Origin of the sequence: Bacillus sp. AFS015802 (assembly GCF_002561455.1) — a bacterium.
Taxonomy (GTDB): domain Bacteria; phylum Bacillota; class Bacilli; order Bacillales; family Bacillaceae_B; genus Rossellomorea.
Map to the genome: position 1 here is coordinate 179,240 of NZ_NTUP01000066.1, position 19,654 is coordinate 198,893.

The following is a 19,654-nucleotide window of genomic DNA, read 5'->3' on the forward strand; positions in this document are numbered from 1 at the left end:
TAAAAGGGGACATCAATTTAAAAAGTGTCTATTTTTATAATGTTCCGTCTAGTTTACTATACAGTAAATAGAGGAGGGGGAACAACATGAAGTGGAAGGAATTACCTCAAAACATAAAAGTGCGGATGATCACATCATTCTTCAATCGTGCCGTCTCATCCGCCGTCATGCCGTTCATGGCGCTGTTCTTTGCGCAGGAACTGAATAAAATCTGGGCTGGGGTTTTCCTGATCGGGACCGTAGTGATCGGATTTTTCGTGAATCTCGTCGGGGGATATATATCCGACCGTTTTCCCCGAAAAAAAGTCCTGCTGACGACATCGTGGCTGAATGCACTGTTCTTTTTGGTTATGACCGTCAGTCTTTTTCCAGAAAATAATCTAATCCTGCTGTTCGCAGGTGCGTATATCGGGTTCATCATCACGAGCAGCCTGGGACGGCCGGCGATGCATGCGATCATCATCGATTCGACGACGCCGGAGAACCGGAAAGCGGTCTACGCCTTGGATTACTGGCTCGTCAATTTGAGTATGGCGATCGGGGCTGCCCTCGGGGGACTGCTGTACTTGAACCATCAGACCGAGCTTTTCATGATGCTGACTTTCACGTCGACGACAATTCCCATTGCCTATGGAATCTGGCTTCAGGACAACTTCAAGGATCAGCTTCAGAAAAAGCACGAGAATGTGTTCGTCGATCTCGTCAACAATTACCGGATTGCCTTCCGGGATTCAGCATTCGTGAAAGTGGTGGCAGGATCCACGTTCATCTTCGCAGCGGAATTCTCGTTGAACAGCTATATCGGGATCCGCCTGGCGGAAACCTTTGAGGCCGTGAGTATCGGGAGTTTCGACATCGTCGGGGTCCGAATGCTCAGTATCCTGAACATCGAGAACATGATGCTCGTTGTTTGCCTGACGTTCATCATCAACCGCTACACAGACACGCTGAATAAAAAGCATGCCCTATTGATCGGGTTGATCCTGTATGGCATCGGCTATGTTACGGTAACATCCGCCAATACGTGGTACATCCTAATTGCCTTCAACCTGATTGCGACGATGGGGGAACTGATCTATTCTCCGATCCGCAACGCAGAACAGGCGAACATGATCCCGAGCGACAAACGGGGATCCTACTCCGCATTTTCCAACCTGTCCTTCAGCGGAGCGGACCTTGTCGCACGATCCACCATCATCATCGGTGCGTTTTTGATGCCGACGATGATGAGTGTGTACATCGGATTCATCGTCATTCTCGGTACCGTCCTCGTATATACGGGATTATTCGGCCGGACTTGGGTGAAAGCGAAGGTGCTGGATGTGAAGTGATCCGGGGCAGCTTGAGGGACGGACCTCTGTATTCGGGAATAATCCATTGGATAAAGGGTTTCTGAAGGTCCGTCCCTCGTATTCATTGACACGGAGGCATGATTAGTGAATTTCTCGCATGATTTTATTTGAATCTCGCACGATTATTTTGAAAGCCGCATGATTATTTGATGTTCCGCACGATTATTTCAAATCCCGCATGAATCTCGACTCTATACCCTTTTCAGGCATGAGGTGGAATGGCAATTTTTTTGAGAGAGGCTATTTAGATGGAGAATACAGTGAAAAACGTCCTCTTTGGCTTGCCGTGGGACGTTTTTTGGGGTGGTCTTTTATGAAAATAAGATTTAAGCCGGAGGGACAGGTCCCTTGACCCGTTTTTACAAAAAGCCATGGGCCAGACCCCATGGTTTAAATACCATGGAAAAAGAGTTTATTCCGTTCAACAAAGGGAATGGAAAGGTAAATGAGTGGGAAGAGGGTGTGGACATGAACACGAGTCCTTCTTTATGGATGACTTTCATGATGACGATCGGCTTGTTTGCTCTTTGCGTATATGGCGTGTTCAATGCCCCAAATCAGGGGAAATACAAAGATCTGACTCAATTTCTCTTTATATTGGCATCCCTATCGGCATTACTACCCATCGGTGTTCTCATCTTCATCATTGTGACAACAAGAAATTAATCTTGCATGATCCCCTTCTAGAATTTAATCCCCAACAACTGTTTCAATTCATCTAGTCGTTCCTCATGTTTGTCCACCGTTATAAGTGGCTCTTGCGGGGCATCAAATCCACTATAGGGAAAAAGAAAGGTCCCATCTTCCAAAACATGAAAGGCGAACGGAGCAGCTTTACCCGCTTCCATTTCTTTGCCTTCAGAAAAGACGAACATATACGTGTCCGTTGACTTCATCTTATCCATCATCTTGTCCGAACTGATCTTTTCAACTTTAAGACCTTCTATCTTCGTCAATACCTCCTTGATTTGATCTTGATCCTGTACCACCTTGGTCAACTCTTCAGTGGATGTATTGTTTTCGACTTTTTGAATAAATAATGACCCGGCTTTTTCTTTATGCTCAATTTCCATCACGTGTTCACTATTGGAGCAACCGGCTAATGAATACAGCAGGATGACGAGACTTAACGTTAGTCGTTTCATCATTTCGGGAACTCCTTTCTTGTTCAATGAACCTGTTTTTTGACTTCTTCTTCATATTCCTCGACTAGTGTATTGTTATCCGTACTATCGTATTTCTTTTTCAATTGGGGGACGAGCTTCAACCACATGACTTCCTTTTCGTAAATATCGTAATCAAACTCATGATTCAGCTCTTTCAGGGATAACGCCAAAGCATCGGCAAAAGCCCTGTGCTGGGGGAGATCACTCGTATCTGGTCCTGTCTGAATATAGGTGTCCACTTCTTTTTCCGTCGCAGAAATGCCGTATTCCTCTTGTGCAATGGATTTCCAGACGTTATCTTCCTTCATCGCTTTTTCAGCTAGTTGTACAACTTGATCTTCCGTTAGATCGGTTTGATAGGATAGTTTTTCAGCGGCTAAAATCCGGATGATCCATTTGTTTAGTTTTTCGTTTTTCTCCAGTCCTTCTGCTTCGGATATGACGTCATCGAAAACCCTTTTATAATCGTCATAGGTGTAGGTATTCGCGATTTTCTTCAGTTCTTCCTCACTCTTCATCTTTACTTCCACCTGATTGTGTTCATTGGATTGGCATCCTGCTAGGAGGAAGACCATTACACACACCATGATATATTTTATATATTTCAACGACATCACTCCCTGTTTACTTTTTTACCTTAACAGGCGTCTGATAACGCTCCTTGATTTCTTCAACCGATAAGAAGGTGAGGTTGGCACCGATACCATCGGGATCTTCGATTTTCATGAGATTCATATACTTCACCATTTTCCCGGCAACGATTTTAATTCTGTATCGCTTTGAGGGGTCAGGTCTGTCCATCACAACAGGTTCAACTTTTCCTTCTTGATCCACGTAGGCGGCTTTAGCTGTGACCTCCTCAGGTTGAGGTTCTACTTTATAGGTTTGTATCTTCCTAAGTGGTTGATCCTCCGAGTATGGTTGAATCGAGATGAGTAGCGGTGTCTCTGGTGGAAGGGTGGTTTCTGTTCGAATGAGGACCTTGGTGCGTTTAAGATAGACGTGTGCATCCAGGGAAAATGAAGAAGAAATTGTTGCAGGTTCTTCAGAAAGGATGATCCTGCAACCAGCCAATCCTACACACATCAGGCATAACCAGATGATCGAGATGTGTTTCAAAGGATTCACCTCCTTGATTTGTGCCAGGGTCCCATGACTTAAAAATCCCTAGCCATAATCACAAACCGATACTCCTGACCCCTTATTTCATTCGAAAATTCGCCTCTCTCCCTGAATCCTTCTTTTTCATACGTCCTGATGGCCCGTTTATTAAAATCGGCGACGGCCAGCTCCAAGTGGGTGAACTTGAGCCGATCTCTTCCTTGATCGATGATGGCTTTGACAAAGGACGAACCGTATCCATTCCCTGTCAAAGAGGGCTTCATTTGCACCCCGAGGACCAGCAATTCTTTCCCGTCTTCTTCTACATCATAAAATTCACAATTTCCGATGAGGTTCCCGTCTTCATCGACGACGGAAAAGGCTCTCTCCAAATGAACGCTTTCCCTTAATCCTTCGATTTTTTCCTGTTGGCTGTTGTTATCATAAAATGAATAGATCCCTTCATACGTCCACGTAATGAATTCATTGATATCTTCCCCGGTTCTTCTTCTAAGCGTGAGTTCCATGCTTGTGATCCCCCTTAAGATTCTTTGTCTTGTTGTTCGATCCATTTTTGTACTTTCTTGTCCATTTTTTGTTGCAAATCTCCTATATTCCCGCTGTCCCGCAGAGCGGATTTGACGTATTCGCCGGGAAACATTTTTTTCAGGGAGGGCTCGTACATACTGCCATCTTTCGGTTCTATGTACTCGATCACAGAATACGATTCATCTGTCTGGCTTAAGCGGATCACGGCCGGTAACGAATGTCCCGACTGGGGATCGGATCCGGTGGCTCTATTAAATCCAGCGTAGTACGACCACATATAGACGTTCAGAACTCCGTCTGCTTCACTGGTTCCATAGACTTTATGGACTTCAAATTGCTTTTCCGCAGGGGCATAGGCGTTGGCAGAGTGCTGAACGATGTATTGAGAAATGGCGTCATCGATCTGCTGGGTGATCCGTTTATCCCCGTCCGTCAGATCCCCGTTACAGCCAGCGATGAACAACGCCGCGATGATTACCGTTAAGATTCGTAATTTTTTCAAAATGCCCATGGCTCCTTCTATTAAGATTGATCAAGTAAAACGGCACCTATTCTATTCATTTTACCATATCGTTTTCTTTTATTTTCCTTTTTTTACAATTAAATCTGTGGTATCTTCCAGTAGAGTGCCTTGGGACAAAGGGGAGAAAAGGATGAATATCGTATCGCTGAGTGAGTTACCGAAAGAACAGATTGACGACTTTTTTCATGTGCATTGGGGAAGCCGGGAGATGGTGATTTCGAGCGGAATTTATGATTGTGCTGCATTAGACGGGTTTGCCGTTTTGACCGAAGATAACGTGATCATCGGTTTGATTACATATGTGGTCAAGGGTGAAGAATGCGAGATTATTTCACTTGATAGTTTGGAAGAACGACAGGGCATCGGCACAGCCCTTATGAAAAAGGTGGAACAGGTGGCTGCCGGAAATCGCTGCAAGCGGATCACCCTGATTACGACGAATGACAATTTACAGGCCCTGAAATTTTACCAAAAGAGGGGTTTCATGATTTCACATATCCACAGGTTCGCTGTGGAGAAAGCAAGACAAATCAAGCCTGAAATCCCGTTGATCGGGAATGACGGGATTCCGATTCGGGATGAGATTGAACTTGAGAAGGGTGTGTCTGAATGATGGGAGAGAACAATTGGCCAAAATGGGCTGTGGAATCGATTGAAATTGAACAACCGAACCCGGACTGGATCCATGGGGGAAGAGCGGAAGTGAGGGAGCTTTTACACTCATTGGGCCCATTCGGTGTAAAAGAAGTCGAGCATGTCGGAAGCACCTCGGTCCGCGATCTTCCTGCGAAACCGATCATCGACGTGATGGCGAAGATTCCGTCCTTTAACGAAGTGGAAAACATCGCCGGAAAGCTTGCGGGGGATGGATGGCATTATGTCCCGATTGAGCTGGATAATCGGCCGTGGAGGAGGTTCTTCATCAAGGTGAAGGATGATAAGCGTGTTGCCCATCTGCACCTCATGCTCGAAGGAGAACCGCGATGGGACAAGCAGCGGATGTTCCGTGATCGATTAAATGAAAATTCTCGTTTAAGAGATGAATACGCCGACTTGAAAAAACGTCTGGCGAGGCAATTTCCAAATGACCGTGAAGCGTATTCTGCCGGGAAAGCTGCCTTTATTGAACGAGTGTTGAATCATCCGGAAAGGGAGGAACGGTAAATGAAGACGCGATTGTTACTCAGTATGATCGCAGCTCTGACCCTTCTGTTAATGGCCTGCAGTGGAGGGAATGTTCAGGTGGTGGAGCAGGCCCAGCCGGAAAAGAAAAGCGAAGAAGCGGCCGGTGAGGAAATCGATTCGGTGGATTTGGGAGAGATAACTTCTCAGGGACAAGACGAGGGGCAGGATGAAGAGCTGGAAGTCACGGAGGATCCACTCGCGTCCTATCCTTCAGATAAAGTCGAATACGCCCGCGTCTGGCTGCAAGTCATCGGGAATCATGAAGTGGGCGAACTGAACGTTCAGCATCTTTCAGCTGGTGAGCAGCTGAATCCGTATGATGATACCAGCGTCGCTTATCCGGAAGACGTCATCGTATTGAGCGGCAAAGCGAGTGCTGATGGCATGGTCACATACAGCGGCAATGGGGACGGCACGATCAATGTGTACGATGTTCCGTCACACTGGCCGACTAGTGGACAGATAGAGGAATCCATGGAGGAGTATACGCAGAAGATTGTGGACGGTGCGGAGAAGGTTTCGATTGATGTGGGTAAGGATGAAGAGGTTGCGGAGTTGATTGAAAAGATTAATGGATAGGTGAGTGGGCCAGGGGGACAGGTCCCTTGGCTCAATTTTAAAATGAACCGGGGGACCTGACCCCATGGTTCTCACCCCATGGTTCTCAAAAGAAAGGAACGTCCAATGAAATTATTGAAAAAAGGTTTGATTAGAGGAGTCATCCCATTTGGTTTTTTCCATATCATTTCGCTATGGTTTATGTTTCAAGGCTCAGCAGCTATGTCGAGCCATTTCTTTTTTTATGGTGTGATTGTCTTTTTCTTAGGGCTTGCAAGCGTGATTTATGAAATAAGACAATGGAGTTTTTTAAGAAAAATAATCGTTCATTATCTGGTCATGCTGTTCACTGTTTTCCCAACATTACTCCTGAGCGGTATGTATCCGCGTGATTCTGTCGGAGATGTAGTAGGCGTGTATTTCCTTTTTAATAAAGTCGGGATCTTTTTATTTTTGACAACCTATTTTATTTCTAAGTGGCGTTATAGAGCGTATATGAAAGCGCAGGGCTAGGAGGTACGGGGACAGGTTCCTTGACCCGTTTTGAAAATGGGCCGGGGGACCTGTCCCCGTGGCCCTATCGGTTAATTCTATGACATATTGGGGATTCTTCTAAAGAGAACCTCAAGAGGAGTGGACGTATGGAATTAGACGGCAGAAAGTTAAAGGATAAGGCCCGGGCCGCCATGAGTAAGCTGCGGGATAATATGAAAGAGACGTACTATTCGATAGCAGATATCCCTTCATCTTCCGTTCAGGAGCTGGCGGATTTCATTCAGGAGCACCCCGATACACAAGAGATCACGAAGCATCTTCTCGGCAACACCTATACCTTTTTCACCCTTGACCTAAACGAGTATCATTTCTACCTGGAAACCAGGGCAGGTCGTATCTTACAACTGGATGGATCACTGCATGGAAAGACGATTGTCTCCTATCGATCCTACCGGGACGTTCCTGATTTACATTCACCAGTGAAACTGAAGTGAGAAGAAGGTAAGCCATGGGGACGGGTTCCCTGGCCCAACTTTAGAGCCCTGCCCCCGTCGTTTTGTTTTGTGCCTGAACTTGAAACTGGGGCAGGCTTTTTTACTCACTAATAAAGAAAATTTCCTCGCCCGATTTCACGTAAATCAAGCATGACTTTTGCCAGGGCAGCACGCTTACCCAAAATCCCGCATGAATGTTGGACATGCACCATTTCAAAGGTATGAGAAGGCGGAAGGATGACTATGGATTCCGCTCAAGGATCGTCCCCATCAACCCAATATGGGCCAAGGGACTTGTCCTTCCACTACTCAAAGCAAATATCTTGAATTAAAGATTTTTAACATGATATTGTAAGTATAAAAGAAAGGATGTTTTCAATGGACTATAAGCACTTATTTTCAAAAACCGAAGTGAAAGAACATACCTTTCGTAACAGGTATGTGGTTGCACCCATGACACGAATCAGCGCGGAGAAAGATGGCCGTGCCAATGAAACCATGAAGGAATATTATGAGCGCTTCGCTAAAGGTGGGTTTAGTGCCATCATTTCTGAGGGGATCTATCTCGATGAGAGCTATAGTCAGGGCTATCATGATCAACCCGGTCTCGCCAAAGATGAGCATGTGCAGGCGTGGAAACAAGTGGTAGATGCCGTTCATAACCACGATTCGATCATGATTGCACAACTTATGCATGCAGGTGGTCAAAGTCAAGGGAATTCCTATACAGATGAGACCATTGCTCCTTCAGCTATTCCTCCAAAGGGTGAACAATTGGGCTTCTACGGTGGCTCTGGTCCATTTCAGACACCTAAAGCCATGACGGAAGAAGATATTGAAGAAGTGAAAGGAGCTTTCGTCCAAAGTGCCATCCGGGCGAAAGAAGCAGGTTTTGACGGGGTAGAAATCCATGGGGCAAATGGGTATTTATTGGATCAATTCTTAACGGATTATCTAAACCATCGTGAAGATCAATATGGTGGCTCTAAAGAAAACCGATTGCGTATTGTACTGGAAGTCATTAAAGGGATTCGACAAGCAGTCGGTCCTGATTACATGGTCGGCATTCGTATATCCCAAATCAAGGTATCTGATCCCGATCATAAATGGGCTGAAGGAGAGGCCGAGGCAAACTATATTTTTTCTCAATTAGGCAGCAGCTCTTTAGACTATATACATGTTACGGACCAAGACGCCACCGCTCCTGCATTCGGGGAGAACACCAAAACGCTGGCTCAGGCAGCCAAGGATTTTGGAAAGCTACCTGTTCTTGCTAACGGCCAATTGGGCGATCCTGGTAAGGCGGATGCATTACTGGAAGCACATCAAGCTGACCTGGTAACGCTTGGGACAAGTGCGTTAGCTAATCCGGACCTACCTAACAAGGTGAAGAAAGGTAAGGATTTAGATGCATTTAATTTTGAAAAAATCCTACTCCCTCAAGCAAAAGTGAAAGATCACGAACTTCAAATGAAAATCGAACAATAATAACTTTATCATACTCAACTGAGCCACGGGGACAGGTCCCTTGTCCCGGCTGATTTCTATTCCTTAAGGCCGGGTTATGCTCTTGAATGAAAATCATAAGTGCCTGACTAACGATACTTGTGAAACTATCGTTGGTCAGGCACTGTTTTTTATTTTAAAAAAAGATTACTCGACTCAGAGGCCATTTTAAGAAGAAATCACACTCGAAAACGTCATATACGCCATAACCACCCAACAGATTGAAAACAAGATGCCGATTCCACTAAACACAATCCCCGCAATGGCCATCTTCCGTCCCTCCTGACCAGTCCGCTTCAACTCATGTCTGGCCATCAGCCCCAATAGGATACCCACCACACCGAGGACCGCTCCTGCTAAAGGAAAAATCACGATTACAATGGATACGATACCCAATAAGAAAGATGCCACCGCTTTTCCATTCAAGCCTTTCCGTTCTCCCTCGTTACCAGGATTCATTCGTTTCGCCTCCTTCTATAGAAAAGTATATGATTCGACCATGGTAAAAGGTGAGGGACGGACCTCCGCGCTCTTCCACATTTTGTCGATTCCCTCCCTTTGACTATCTCAAGCAAAAGGAATAAACTAATATAGTTCCATTATGAACTATTAACCATATAAACAATTAGAAGTGAGGGTATATCCATGGGAAATCAAGAGATCACTCCAGCGCTGCAATTATTGCGTTCCTTTTCAAGGGTGAATAAGATCATGATGCGGTTCGTCCAGAAGACGGCTTCAGACAATGGATTATCCGTCCCGCAATATACGATTTTAGTCACCATTGCCACTGAGAAGGAGATGACTCAAAAGACGGTTGGAGAGAAAACGTTCCTGCCGAAAAGTACGCTCAGTCAAGCCGTCGATGGGCTTGTTCAGGCAGGGTATCTTCACCGGCAGCAGGTGGAGGATAATCGAAGGGAAATGCTCCTCTCCCTGAGCAGTCAAGGGGAGACGATGTTAAAAGGCATTCACAAACAGGAAGGCAGCATTCATCAGTTGACGGCCGGGGCGGTCGAGACCCTGTCGGAAGAAGAGTTTGCCGGACTGTTGCTGGCACATGAGCGGATTGCCGACTTTTTTGATGAGAAAGCAAAAGAGGAGGATGCCACATGATCAAGCTCTTGAAACACTTATCGGCGTATAAATGGATGGTCGTGGGGATTTTTGCATTGATCTTCATCCAATCCATGTCGACCCTTTATTTACCGACGCTCATGTCTGACATCATTGACAAAGGAGTCGTCGTCGGGGATATCCCGTATATATGGAAGATTGGCGGATTCATGCTCGTCGTTTCCGCTCTTGGTGCGGTCGCTTCCATCGTAGCGAGTTACTACTCTTCGAAAGCGGCCATCGGCTTGGGACGCGATGTGCGCCGGAAGCTTTTCTATCATATTGAAAAATTCTCGCTCCAGGAATTCGATGAAGTGGGAACGGCTTCTTTGATTACGAGAACGACGAACGATATCACCCAGGTGCAACAGGTTGTCATCATGATGCTACGAATGATCATCAGTGCACCGATCATGTTGGTCGGCGGGATCATTATGGCCGTGTTGATGGATGCAAAGCTATCTCTGGTCATTATCTTGACGATGCCGGTATTGGTCGGATCGATCCTGTTGATTTTGTATAAAGGAATTCCGCTATTTAAAACGGTCCAGAAGAAGCTGGATCAATTGAATCTCGTGCTTCGTGAGAACCTGACCGGCATCCGGGTCATCCGCGCCTTCAACCGTGAACCGGAAGAGAAGGAGCGCTTGAAGCATACGAACAAAGAACTGACCGATGTGTCCATTAAAGTAAATAAAATCATGGCGTTTATGATGCCTGTCATGATGCTCGTCATGAACATGACCGTCGTTGCCGTCATCTGGTTCGGCGGAATCCGCATCGATAACGGCGGGATGCAGATCGGGGATTTGATGGCCTTCATTCAATATGTCATGCAGATCATGTTTGCCCTGGTCATGGCGTCGATGATGTTCGTCATGGTCCCACGTGCCGACGTATCAGCCAAACGGATCAACAAGGTACTCGAAATGAAGCCTTCTTTTGAAGATAAAGGAACAAAGAGAGCGGACGTTCAGGAAGGGACGCTGGAATTCGATTCGGTTACGTTCCATTATCCCGGTGCCGAAGAGCCTGCCCTGTCGGATGTCAGTTTTACCGCACATCCAAGTGAAACGACGGCCATCATTGGCGGGACCGGTTCGGGGAAAACGACACTCATCAACCTGATTCCCCGCTTTTATGAAGTGGCAAGTGGGACCATCCGGGTCAATGGCGTGGATATCAGGGATGCTTCACAAGAGGAAATCCGTTCGAAGCTTGGACTTGTCCCTCAGAAAGCGACGCTCTTTACGGGAACGATCGCGGAAAATATCCGCTTCGGGAAAGAAGATGCCACGGATGAAGAAGTGGCGGAGGCCGCCCGGATCGCTCAGGCGGAAGAATTCGTCAGCCGGATGGATGGGGGATTCGAGGCAGAAATCGAGCAGGGCGGATCCAATCTTTCCGGAGGTCAGAAACAGCGCCTGTCGATTGCAAGAGCCCTGGTCCGGAAACCGGATATCTATCTCTTTGACGACAGCTTCTCAGCCCTTGATTATAAGACGGATGCAGTGCTCCGTAGCACTTTGAAAAAAGAAACCGGAGACGCCACGGTGCTCATCGTCGCTCAACGGGTCAGCACAGTCGTCGATGCCGACCGGATCATCGTGCTCGAGAAAGGAAGAGTAGCCGGGATCGGTACCCACCAGGAACTGCTTGCCAGCAATGAGGTGTATCAGGAAATCGTCGCATCACAGCTTTCAGAGGAGGAATCGGCATGAGTAAGGAACGTAAACCTCAAAGAGGCGGAGGTCACGGAGGCTTCGGACCAGGCGGCGGAAATATGATGATGATGGGGCAGAAGCCAAAGAATTTCAAGGCTACGCTCAGGCGTCTCATCGGTTATTTAAAGCCGCGCAGTGGCCGCTTGATCGCTGTTCTCTTCGCCGCCGTTTTAAGCACTGTTTTTGCCATCGTCGGTCCGAAGATCATGGGGAACGCCATCACGGAATTATTCGAAGGCGCCTATGCGAAGTTCAAAGGAGTGCCGGGTGCAGGAATCGACTTTGAAAAAATCGGGGAGATCCTGCTGCTGCTTGCCGGACTTTATGTATTCAGCAGTGTGTTTAATTTTATTCAGCAATATATCATGTCAAGCGTCGCCCAGCTGACGGCCTATGACTTAAGGGAAGACGTGAATCAAAAGATCGAGAAGCTTCCCCTGAAGTATTACGACGGACGTGCGAACGGGGAGACCCTGAGCCGGATGACGAATGATATCGATACGATCAGCAGTACGCTTCAGCAAAGTCTGACCCAGTTCATCACATCGATCGTGACGATTGTCGGGATCATTATCATGATGCTGTCGATCAGTCCCTTGTTGACGCTGATTTCTGTGGTCAGCTTACCGGTATCCATTTTTGCGATTCGCCCGATCTTGAAACGGTCACAGAAGCACTTTGCCGATCAGCAGCGTACCCTCGGTCAACTGAACGGCCATATTGAAGAAATGTTCACCGGACATCAGGTCGTGAAAGCATTCGGTCATGAAAAGAAGGCAGGTGTCCAGTTCGATTCGGTGAACGATGAACTGTATGAAGCAGGCAGCAAAGCCCAGTTCATCTCCGGTATCATCATGCCCATCATGATGTTCATCGGAAACATCAGCTATGTGCTGATCAGTGTGGTTGGGGGGATCCTCGTCACGAACCGCGCGATTTCCATCGGGGACATCCAGGCGTTCATCACCTATACACGCCAGTTCACCCAGCCGATCACCCAGACGGCGAACATCGCCAACATCATCCAGTCAACGGTGGCAGCGGCGGAACGGGTATTTGAGCTGTTGGATGAGGATGAGGAAGTGAAAGAAGAAACCGTCGCTCATCTTTCCCGTCCGAAAGGGGAGGTTGAGTTTGAACACGTGGACTTCGGTTACGGTGAAAATCTATTGATCAACGACATGAACATTCATGTGAACCCTGGCCAGACGGTTGCCATCGTGGGACCGACAGGAGCAGGTAAAACGACTCTGATCAATCTGTTAATGCGTTTTTACGAATTGAATAATGGTAAAATCAAGATCGATGGCGTGGATACAAGGTCCGTCCCTCGAAGTGAACTGAGAAGAAGCTTCGGAATGGTGCTGCAGGATACGTGGCTCTTTAAGGGAACGATCAGGGAGAATATCGCCTATGGTAAGACGGGGGCGACGGAAGAGGAAATCATGCGGGCGTCCGAGATGGCTCATGCCGATCACTTCATCCGTGCGCTTCCGGAAGGCTATGAGACGGTCCTGAATGAGGAAGCATCGAATATCTCGCAAGGGCAGAAACAGCTCATCACCATTGCACGGGCGATCCTCGCCGATCCCCCGATCATGATCCTGGATGAAGCGACCTCAAGTGTTGATACCCGGACCGAGCTTCTGATCCAACAGGCCATGAACCGGTTGATGGAAGGCCGAACAAGCTTTGTCATCGCGCATCGACTTTCTACTATTAAAGATGCGGACCTGATTCTCGTCATGGATCAAGGGTCTGTGATTGAACAGGGATCGCATGCTGAACTGCTCAGACAGAAAGGTTTTTATGCGGAACTGTATAATAGTCAATTTGGGGATGTGGCTGGATAGGAAAGGCTTCTCCAAGACAAAACGGTGCCTGACTAACGATACCATGTGGTCAGGCACCGTTTCTTTTAAGGGAAGCGTGGGGCCGGTTCTCCTGCTTCCAAAAAAGAGAGTTCAACTTCCCTCGAATTCTATCATCTGTCTCTCCGTCATTTAAGTGGTAAGATAGAAAGTGAGATTTTCAGTAGTCCGGAATATACATACAAGAAAGGGTCAGACAAAATGAATCAAGAAACCAAACAAAAGTCTGTTGTTTTTGCACTATTAATTGCCACGTTCCTCACGGCTATCGAAGGAACGATCGTCAGCACGGCGATGCCGAAGATTGTGGAGGATCTGGGTGGAAGTGAGCTGTATACGTGGGTCATCTCTGTCTATCTATTAGCCATTGTCATCAGTACGCCCGTCTTCGGGAAACTGGCTGATTTATTCGGAAGAAAGATCATGTTTACCATCGGGGTCAGTATTTTTCTGGCCGGCTCCATGCTCTCGGGATTATCACAATCCATGGAACAGCTCGTTCTGTTCCGATTGATTCAGGGAATTGGAGCAGGGGCACTCACGACCTTGCCGTTTACGATCATAGGCGATGTATTTACATTTGAGATGCGGGCCAAGATGCAAGGATGGATGAGCAGCGTCTGGGGAATAGCCGGCATAGCGGGTCCCCTTGCAGGCGGGTTTATTGTCGATACGGTTTCATGGCATTGGATTTTTTATATGAATCTACCGTTTGGTATCGTATCGCTTTTCCTATTGTGGACGTCGTTAAAGGAAAACATAGAAAAGAAGAAACGAAAAATAGACTACAGTGGAATTTTCACTTTTGCCGTCAGTATCACCGCTTTTCTATATGCTTTGACACTCCTGAAGGAACAAAATCATGTGACGGGTGGAATACTCACTTTACTCATTGTGGCTGCTGTTGGAATTAGTTTGTTTCTTTGGATCGAATCCAGGGTGGAAGAGCCGATGCTCCCCCTTTCGCTATTTAAAATTCGCTTTATCACGATTTCGACGATTGCGGGCTTTCTGCTGGGCTTCATTCTCGTTGCGATTACCTTCTATATCCCTTTATGGGTCCAGGGGGTCACCGGCTTGAATGCGACCCTGTCCGGAGTGACGATGCTGCCGATGTCGATTACCTGGCCCCTCGCTGCGGTGCTGTCTGGAAAGCTGATGGCCAAAACGTCCATCGGAAGAATCACCGTCATGGGGATTTCCGTCATTGCGGCGGGATGTCTGGGATTGGTTTTATTTAATGAGAATACGATCGTTCCGTTGATGATGATCGTCACAGCCATGATCGGCTTTGGATTCGGGTTGTCCCTTACAGCCTTCACGGTCGCTGTCCAGTCTTCTGTTGAATGGAAGGTCCGGGGTGCCGCAATGGGGACGTTCAATCTGATGCGAAACCTTGGCCAGTCCATCGGGATCGCGGTTTCCGGCTTGTGGCTGAGCGATCAATTAAGCGGCCATGTGTTGGAGGAAAGCTTACACACCGTCTTTATGATACTGGTTGTCTTAGCACTATGCGCCATCGTAACGGCAGGAATGCTTTTAGGTGAGAAGGGGGGACAGCTTTCATTGAATTAGGAGGGAGCAAGGGGACGGTTATCCTGCTTCCAAAGGGGAAGCACCAGAACTGTCCCTCTGCTTCTTTTTAAAATTCCCCCTCTTTATAGAAGGATTTTTTTTTCTATAATCGAATAAGGGATATATTCAGATAAAAAAGGAGCGAGTCATGATGAGTAACCACTACCTGAATAAGGAACGTGTAACGGATTTCCTTAAGGCGAATAGAGAGGATTTTCAACAGAAACTCTTATCTGAAGCTGTAAATGTCAGCAGCAAAATCAATGATATTCTTGAAAAAGGAAACATAGATTTGTTAAAGAATGCGGAAATGGTGTCTCATTATATCGTTGAAAACAGAGAAGAAGAGCTGATTGAATTTGCGAAAGTGGAGGGAGTTGCCTGGGCACAGCATTCTCTTACACTTGCATTTAAGCTGGAATGGGTCCATGCCATCAGGAGAACATTATGGTATTTCCTTTATCAATATGATAAACAGAATGAAGAGACTGAATCTCAACGAAAGACATTCTTTGACTTGGAAAAAAGAATTAATGACAACGTGGACCAATTCCTGAATAATTTCTTTATTCGTTACTCGGATTACAAAGATGAACAGCTATTGTCGCAGAAAATACTGGTGGAAAATCTATCAGCACCGATCATCCCAATTGATGACTCCATTGCGGTGCTGCCTTTAATAGGAATGATCGATTCTTATCGCGTCAATGCATTGGAAGAAAAAGTGTTGATGGAAATCAGTTCGAAGAAGATTCAAACTCTTATTATCGATTTATCGGGTACTGCCGAAATGGAAGTGGATGTCATTTTTCAATTTAAAAAGATTCTATACGGAATCAGTATGATGGGGTGCAAAGCGATCCTCACAGGGCTGCGGGTAGGACTTGTCAGAAATATAGTGGATTCAGGTATCGAATTTGACAATCTGGTAGAGATAAAGGGAACATTACAGCAAACGCTGAAAGAACATTTGTAAAAGCAGAGGTCCGTCCCTCTGCTTCTGCCATTCTCCACTTTTGTCGAACATTCACAAGAAATGGGAGGTATTTCCCGGGAAAATGTCGAAGGGTTAGGAATAAACGCTTTTCCTAAAGGAGATCCCGTATGTTAGAGACTGTCCATCATTTAATTTTACATGTGGTATTTATACTATTTGCGATTCTTGTCTCTCAAATGTTCATGAGCGAATCGGACAGGGGCACAAGAGGGTTCACCTTTACGTTTATCGTGATGAATAGTGCTGTATTAGTATTTACCATGACTTTCCCTTTGGTTTACTCTAGTGGATACGTATACGATTTTAAAGTGATCCCAATCATTCTCGCTTTTCTCTATGGGGGAAAGAGAGTGGGGTTTAGCACGTTTTTCGCAATGCTTTTGATCGGTTTGTTTACCGATCATGTTTGGTTGTTTTTGCTTATGAATTATGCGATCTATAGCATGTTGCTGCTCCCCATTTCTGCATGGTATAGACGGTTAACCCCGTTGAAAAAAATGATCCTGATTTCAGGTTTTTATTTGTTCATCCCTGTGACAAGATCCATTTATTTACTCCAGAATGACGAAAAAGAGCAGCTCCTATTTATGGCAAGCTCGACGTTGATCATATGGATTACGCTCATCCTCTCCATTTACCTGATTGAAAATCGACTGGAGCAAGTCAGGATTAAAAAAGAGCTCATCAAAGCCGAAAAGTTTAATGTCGTCAGCGAGCTAGCAGCTTCTGTCGCACACGAAATCCGGAATCCGATGACAACGGTCAGGGGGTTCATGCAGCTCCTGCAGAGAGAAACGTTGACCGATCAACAAAAGAGTTTTATCGATATATCGATTCAGGAACTGGATCACGCACAAGACGTCATCAATCAATACCTATCCCTCGCGAAGCCCCAGACAGAGGAATACGAGATGTTCAGTCTGTCCGATACCATGGATGAATCCGTTGACGTCATGTCTACATACGCGGTGATGAACAGCATCAGGATCACTAAACAGATAGAGAAAGACCTGATGATCCAGGGGATGAAGCTGGAGGTAAAGCAAGTCCTCCTCAATCTACTGAAGAATGCCATCGAGGCGGTAAAAGAAAATGGGGAAATAACAGCAGCCGCGAGTCGTCATCGAGACGGCCGGATGATGATCCTGATTCAAGATAATGGCACCGGCATGTCTCCGGAACAGCTCAAGGTTCTGGGGAGACCCTATTATTCCACGAAGGTAAAGGGGACGGGACTTGGGCTGACAGTGTGCTATCAGATTGTGAAACGGATGAAAGGAGAAATAAAGGTGGAGAGTGAGAAAGGAATCGGGACCACTTTTAGAATATACTTCCCTGAGGGGACATGAAGCTTACCCGGAGAAAATCACAGTGATACTTCAACTAATCCCCTCCGTCATTATTTTAACCTTCCATTGATTTGATTCAGTTTGCTGACCATTACCGTACTGAATAAAGATGATCATACCGTGCTGACAAGCAGCATCCAGAGGACGATGGGACTATTGGACTTCATATGTGGTATCACTCCAATCCATTTTTTGTTAGTATCTGAAAACGACTGGAACTATTCTGGGAAATCTGTGACTATTCTTATCCGGGATTTGAATAAAAGACTTTGTGAATGTTATCTTCGGGATCCATATTCCGACTAAATTAGGACTGGCAAAAGGAATCACTCATGAGTATGAACAGATCATGAAGAAGAAACCAATTGAGATTTAACAATATATTCAGGATCATCAAGAGTATTGGCGGTAATGAGAAAAGAATGACAGGTGCCCGTCAATAATAAAAGGAGGTTAAAGCAGAATCTCCTCTAGGTAAACCCGGCAAACATGCCGGGTTTTTTCTTATGGACAGAACATTCACACCCCAAGGGTATAATTTCATCCCGAACAGACAAGGATGGTACTACTACATAATGGGAGGGGGCTAAGTATGTTTTTTAACAAGAAACAAAGAGGTCCCGGTGAAACCAGTAAGGAAAAAACAGACATTCCTATCTCAAGCTCCGGTGATACATTTACCAGAGAAATAAAAGACGTCCTCCATGAAAGTTCCGATCTCGTCATGATGAGTCCAAGGTCAGGTGTGACCTTCATTTATTTCGATATGCTCATTGATAAAACGATGCTGAACCGGGACATCATCAGCCAGCTGAAGGGGGAAGCGTGTACCCCAGAGGAAATGGAAGAGAACATTAATGTAGGGAATATAGAGAGGCATCTATCGGTGAATCCGTCTGTCATGTCTCTTTTGAATGGGGCGGTCTTGGTTCACATAGAGGGGTATCCAAGTGTATTGGCCGTGAATATCCGTTCCGGGGACAGCCGTTCCTTGTCCAAGCCTGAAAATGAATCCATCGTAATCGGACCGCAGCTGGGATTCAATGAGAGCTTATCCACGAATGTTTCTCTCATCCGCAGGTATCTCGTGAATCCTCATTTATGTAATAAGTCCTTGAAATTAGGGAAGCAGACCCAAACGACGATTTCCCTTTTATACATAGAGGGCATTGCCTCGGAACAAATGGTTCAAACCGTGACCCAGCGAATTTCCAACATAAAGATAGATGGGGTATTGGATAGTTCCCTTTTAATGCAATTGATCGAGGATAACGGCTTGAGCATTTTCCCTCAAATGATTTTAACGGAGCGGCCGGATCGTGCCTGTTCCTGGCTCTTGAACGGAAAGGTCGTCATCCTGGTGGATGGGAGTTCCCTCGTGATCGGATGCCCCCAATCATTTGTTGAATTCTTTCAAAGCATGGAGGATCAGAATGTCAAGTGGCAGGTTGCTTCTTTCTTTAGAATTCTCCGGTTTATGGCGATGATGCTGTCGGTCTTTTTTACGGCCGTTTATGTCGCTTCGTTGACATTCCACTATGAGATCATTCCCCAGCCCCTTCTGATTCCCTTAAGTGAATCCCGTTCAAGGGTCCCTTTTCCACCGATCATTGAAGCATTGTTATTGGAATTCATCATCGAATTACTAAGGGAAGCGGGAGCACGGCTGCCGACGAAGGTGGGGCAGACGATGGGTATCGTAGGAGGTATTGTCATCGGGACGGCTGCTGTTCAAGCGGGGTTCACCAGTAACATCCTGATTATCATCGTCGCACTTGGGGCACTTGCTTCCTTTACCACACCAAGCTTTATGATGGGGAATGTCATCCGGATCGTCCGGTTCCCGATCATTGTATTGGCGGGGTTTTGGGGGTTTTATGGCATCATGTTCTCTTTTTGCTTTTTACTGATCCATCTCTTGAGGCAGACAAGCCTTGGAAGCCCTTTTCTCGCACCGTTCTATCCTGTCCGGATTAGAGATTGGGCGGATAGTGTTATCAGGCTGCCTCTTACATTTACGTCGAAACGTCCATATCAGGCAAGACCTTTGGATTCAGAGAAATACGAAGGAGAAGAATAGTCCCGCGAAGGAG

At 46.2% G+C, this 19,654-nt stretch carries 21 protein-coding genes; 15 read left to right on the forward strand and 6 right to left on the reverse strand.

The genetic code is table 11. The annotated features are described in order from the left end of the window. Positions 1-86 precede the first annotated feature (86 nt). Entirely contained in the window at positions 87-1,331 is a 1,245-nt protein-coding gene (locus CN378_RS18210) for an MDR family MFS transporter (protein WP_098353912.1), read from the forward strand. A gap of 369 nt (positions 1,332-1,700) precedes the next feature. Next, entirely contained in the window at positions 1,701-2,018 is a 318-nt protein-coding gene (locus CN378_RS18215; RefSeq protein WP_098353913.1) for a hypothetical protein, read from the forward strand. A 17-nt stretch (positions 2,019-2,035) separates the two neighbouring features. Here the strand turns inward: CN378_RS18215 and CN378_RS18220 are convergent, their stop codons facing one another. The 5 genes from CN378_RS18220 to CN378_RS18240 are packed head-to-tail and all read right to left on the reverse strand — an operon-like array spanning position 2,036 to position 4,670. Further along, positions 2,036-2,500, reverse strand: a complete 465-nt coding sequence (locus CN378_RS18220; RefSeq protein WP_098353914.1) for a hypothetical protein — start codon at positions 2,498-2,500, stop codon at positions 2,036-2,038. Between the two features lie 20 nt (positions 2,501-2,520). Next, positions 2,521-3,126 (reverse strand): putative periplasmic lipoprotein, encoded by a 606-nt coding sequence (locus CN378_RS18225; protein ID WP_142323630.1) that lies wholly within the window; start codon positions 3,124-3,126, stop codon positions 2,521-2,523. A gap of 16 nt (positions 3,127-3,142) precedes the next feature. Beyond that, positions 3,143-3,637, reverse strand: coding sequence for a hypothetical protein (locus CN378_RS18230; protein ID WP_098353916.1), 495 nt, complete (start codon positions 3,635-3,637; stop codon positions 3,143-3,145). A 38-nt stretch (positions 3,638-3,675) separates the two neighbouring features. Next, on the reverse strand, positions 3,676-4,146 hold the full coding sequence (locus tag CN378_RS18235; RefSeq protein WP_098353917.1) for a GNAT family N-acetyltransferase: 471 nt from the start codon (positions 4,144-4,146) through the stop codon (positions 3,676-3,678). A gap of 14 nt (positions 4,147-4,160) precedes the next feature. Further along, positions 4,161-4,670, reverse strand: a complete 510-nt coding sequence (locus tag CN378_RS18240) for a hypothetical protein (protein WP_142323631.1) — start codon at positions 4,668-4,670, stop codon at positions 4,161-4,163. A gap of 151 nt (positions 4,671-4,821) precedes the next feature. On the opposite strand from CN378_RS18240, the gene CN378_RS18245 reads away from it, so the two are divergent. The 6 genes from CN378_RS18245 (at position 4,822) to CN378_RS18270 (ending at position 8,911) form a co-directional block, all read left to right on the forward strand. Then, the gene (locus tag CN378_RS18245; RefSeq protein WP_098353919.1) at positions 4,822-5,304 is read left to right on the forward strand and encodes a GNAT family N-acetyltransferase; all 483 of its coding nucleotides are present in this window, start codon (positions 4,822-4,824) and stop codon (positions 5,302-5,304) included. Continuing rightward, positions 5,301-5,855: a GrpB family protein gene (locus tag CN378_RS18250; protein WP_257141200.1), complete on the forward strand. Its 555-nt coding sequence runs from the start codon at positions 5,301-5,303 to the stop codon at positions 5,853-5,855. Before CN378_RS18245 ends, CN378_RS18250 begins: the two co-directional genes overlap by 4 nt. Further along, positions 5,856-6,455, forward strand: coding sequence for a hypothetical protein (locus CN378_RS18255; RefSeq protein WP_098353920.1), 600 nt, complete (start codon positions 5,856-5,858; stop codon positions 6,453-6,455). Positions 6,456-6,560: 105 nt separating this feature from the next. Next, entirely contained in the window at positions 6,561-6,947 is a 387-nt protein-coding gene (locus CN378_RS18260) for a DUF3021 family protein (protein ID WP_179884971.1), read from the forward strand. 128 nt (positions 6,948-7,075) lie between these two features. After that, positions 7,076-7,423, forward strand: coding sequence for a hypothetical protein (locus CN378_RS18265; RefSeq protein ID WP_098353922.1), 348 nt, complete (start codon positions 7,076-7,078; stop codon positions 7,421-7,423). 378 nt (positions 7,424-7,801) lie between these two features. Further along, positions 7,802-8,911: an oxidoreductase gene (locus CN378_RS18270; protein WP_098353923.1), complete on the forward strand. Its 1,110-nt coding sequence runs from the start codon at positions 7,802-7,804 to the stop codon at positions 8,909-8,911. A 186-nt stretch (positions 8,912-9,097) separates the two neighbouring features. Here CN378_RS18270 and CN378_RS18275 read toward each other — a convergent pair whose 3' ends face one another. Then, positions 9,098-9,388, reverse strand: a complete 291-nt coding sequence (locus tag CN378_RS18275) for a DUF4190 domain-containing protein (RefSeq protein ID WP_098353924.1) — start codon at positions 9,386-9,388, stop codon at positions 9,098-9,100. A gap of 186 nt (positions 9,389-9,574) precedes the next feature. On the opposite strand from CN378_RS18275, the gene CN378_RS18280 reads away from it, so the two are divergent. The 7 genes from CN378_RS18280 (at position 9,575) to CN378_RS18310 (ending at position 19,641) form a co-directional block, all read left to right on the forward strand. Continuing rightward, positions 9,575-10,045 carry a MarR family winged helix-turn-helix transcriptional regulator gene (locus CN378_RS18280; protein WP_098353925.1) on the forward strand — a complete coding sequence of 157 codons (471 nt, stop codon included), beginning with the start codon at positions 9,575-9,577 and terminating at the stop codon, positions 10,043-10,045. Further along, positions 10,042-11,766 (forward strand): ABC transporter ATP-binding protein, encoded by a 1,725-nt coding sequence (locus CN378_RS18285; RefSeq protein WP_098353926.1) that lies wholly within the window; start codon positions 10,042-10,044, stop codon positions 11,764-11,766. The genes CN378_RS18280 and CN378_RS18285 overlap by 4 nt, the downstream gene beginning before the upstream one ends. Further along, positions 11,763-13,622, forward strand: a complete 1,860-nt coding sequence (locus CN378_RS18290) for an ABC transporter ATP-binding protein (RefSeq protein WP_098353927.1) — start codon at positions 11,763-11,765, stop codon at positions 13,620-13,622. The genes CN378_RS18285 and CN378_RS18290 overlap by 4 nt, the downstream gene beginning before the upstream one ends. 219 nt (positions 13,623-13,841) lie before the next feature. Further along, a complete protein-coding gene (locus CN378_RS18295; protein ID WP_098353928.1) occupies positions 13,842-15,215 on the forward strand; it encodes an MDR family MFS transporter in 1,374 nt (457 codons plus the stop codon). 151 nt (positions 15,216-15,366) lie between these two features. Continuing rightward, positions 15,367-16,191 carry an STAS domain-containing protein gene (locus CN378_RS18300; RefSeq protein ID WP_098353929.1) on the forward strand — a complete coding sequence of 275 codons (825 nt, stop codon included), beginning with the start codon at positions 15,367-15,369 and terminating at the stop codon, positions 16,189-16,191. Positions 16,192-16,319: 128 nt separating this feature from the next. Continuing rightward, a complete protein-coding gene (locus CN378_RS18305) occupies positions 16,320-17,561 on the forward strand; it encodes an ATP-binding protein (protein ID WP_098353930.1) in 1,242 nt (413 codons plus the stop codon). 592 nt (positions 17,562-18,153) lie between these two features. Beyond that, positions 18,154-19,641: a spore germination protein gene (locus CN378_RS18310; protein ID WP_098353931.1), complete on the forward strand. Its 1,488-nt coding sequence runs from the start codon at positions 18,154-18,156 to the stop codon at positions 19,639-19,641. Positions 19,642-19,654: the final 13 nt, after the last annotated feature.

What these genes read in the sequence shown, in the direction of transcription:
- CN378_RS18300 (WP_098353929.1), top strand. Translation starts at nt 15,367, where the DNA reads ATGAGTAACCACTACCTGAATAAGGAACGTGTAACGGATTTCCTTAAG.
- CN378_RS18235 (WP_098353917.1), bottom strand. Translation starts at nt 4,146, where the DNA reads ATGGAACTCACGCTTAGAAGAAGAACCGGGGAAGATATCAATGAATTC.
- CN378_RS18290 (WP_098353927.1), top strand. Translation starts at nt 11,763, where the DNA reads ATGAGTAAGGAACGTAAACCTCAAAGAGGCGGAGGTCACGGAGGCTTC.
- CN378_RS18210 (WP_098353912.1), top strand. Translation starts at nt 87, where the DNA reads ATGAAGTGGAAGGAATTACCTCAAAACATAAAAGTGCGGATGATCACA.
- CN378_RS18245 (WP_098353919.1), top strand. Translation starts at nt 4,822, where the DNA reads ATGAATATCGTATCGCTGAGTGAGTTACCGAAAGAACAGATTGACGAC.
- CN378_RS18255 (WP_098353920.1), top strand. Translation starts at nt 5,856, where the DNA reads ATGAAGACGCGATTGTTACTCAGTATGATCGCAGCTCTGACCCTTCTG.
- CN378_RS18280 (WP_098353925.1), top strand. Translation starts at nt 9,575, where the DNA reads ATGGGAAATCAAGAGATCACTCCAGCGCTGCAATTATTGCGTTCCTTT.
- CN378_RS18285 (WP_098353926.1), top strand. Translation starts at nt 10,042, where the DNA reads ATGATCAAGCTCTTGAAACACTTATCGGCGTATAAATGGATGGTCGTG.
- CN378_RS18295 (WP_098353928.1), top strand. Translation starts at nt 13,842, where the DNA reads ATGAATCAAGAAACCAAACAAAAGTCTGTTGTTTTTGCACTATTAATT.
- CN378_RS18310 (WP_098353931.1), top strand. Translation starts at nt 18,154, where the DNA reads ATGTTTTTTAACAAGAAACAAAGAGGTCCCGGTGAAACCAGTAAGGAA.
- CN378_RS18260 (WP_179884971.1), top strand. Translation starts at nt 6,561, where the DNA reads ATGAAATTATTGAAAAAAGGTTTGATTAGAGGAGTCATCCCATTTGGT.
- CN378_RS18275 (WP_098353924.1), bottom strand. Translation starts at nt 9,388, where the DNA reads ATGAATCCTGGTAACGAGGGAGAACGGAAAGGCTTGAATGGAAAAGCG.
- CN378_RS18305 (WP_098353930.1), top strand. Translation starts at nt 16,320, where the DNA reads ATGTTAGAGACTGTCCATCATTTAATTTTACATGTGGTATTTATACTA.
- CN378_RS18250 (WP_257141200.1), top strand. Translation starts at nt 5,301, where the DNA reads ATGATGGGAGAGAACAATTGGCCAAAATGGGCTGTGGAATCGATTGAA.
- CN378_RS18265 (WP_098353922.1), top strand. Translation starts at nt 7,076, where the DNA reads ATGGAATTAGACGGCAGAAAGTTAAAGGATAAGGCCCGGGCCGCCATG.
- CN378_RS18270 (WP_098353923.1), top strand. Translation starts at nt 7,802, where the DNA reads ATGGACTATAAGCACTTATTTTCAAAAACCGAAGTGAAAGAACATACC.
- CN378_RS18220 (WP_098353914.1), bottom strand. Translation starts at nt 2,500, where the DNA reads ATGATGAAACGACTAACGTTAAGTCTCGTCATCCTGCTGTATTCATTA.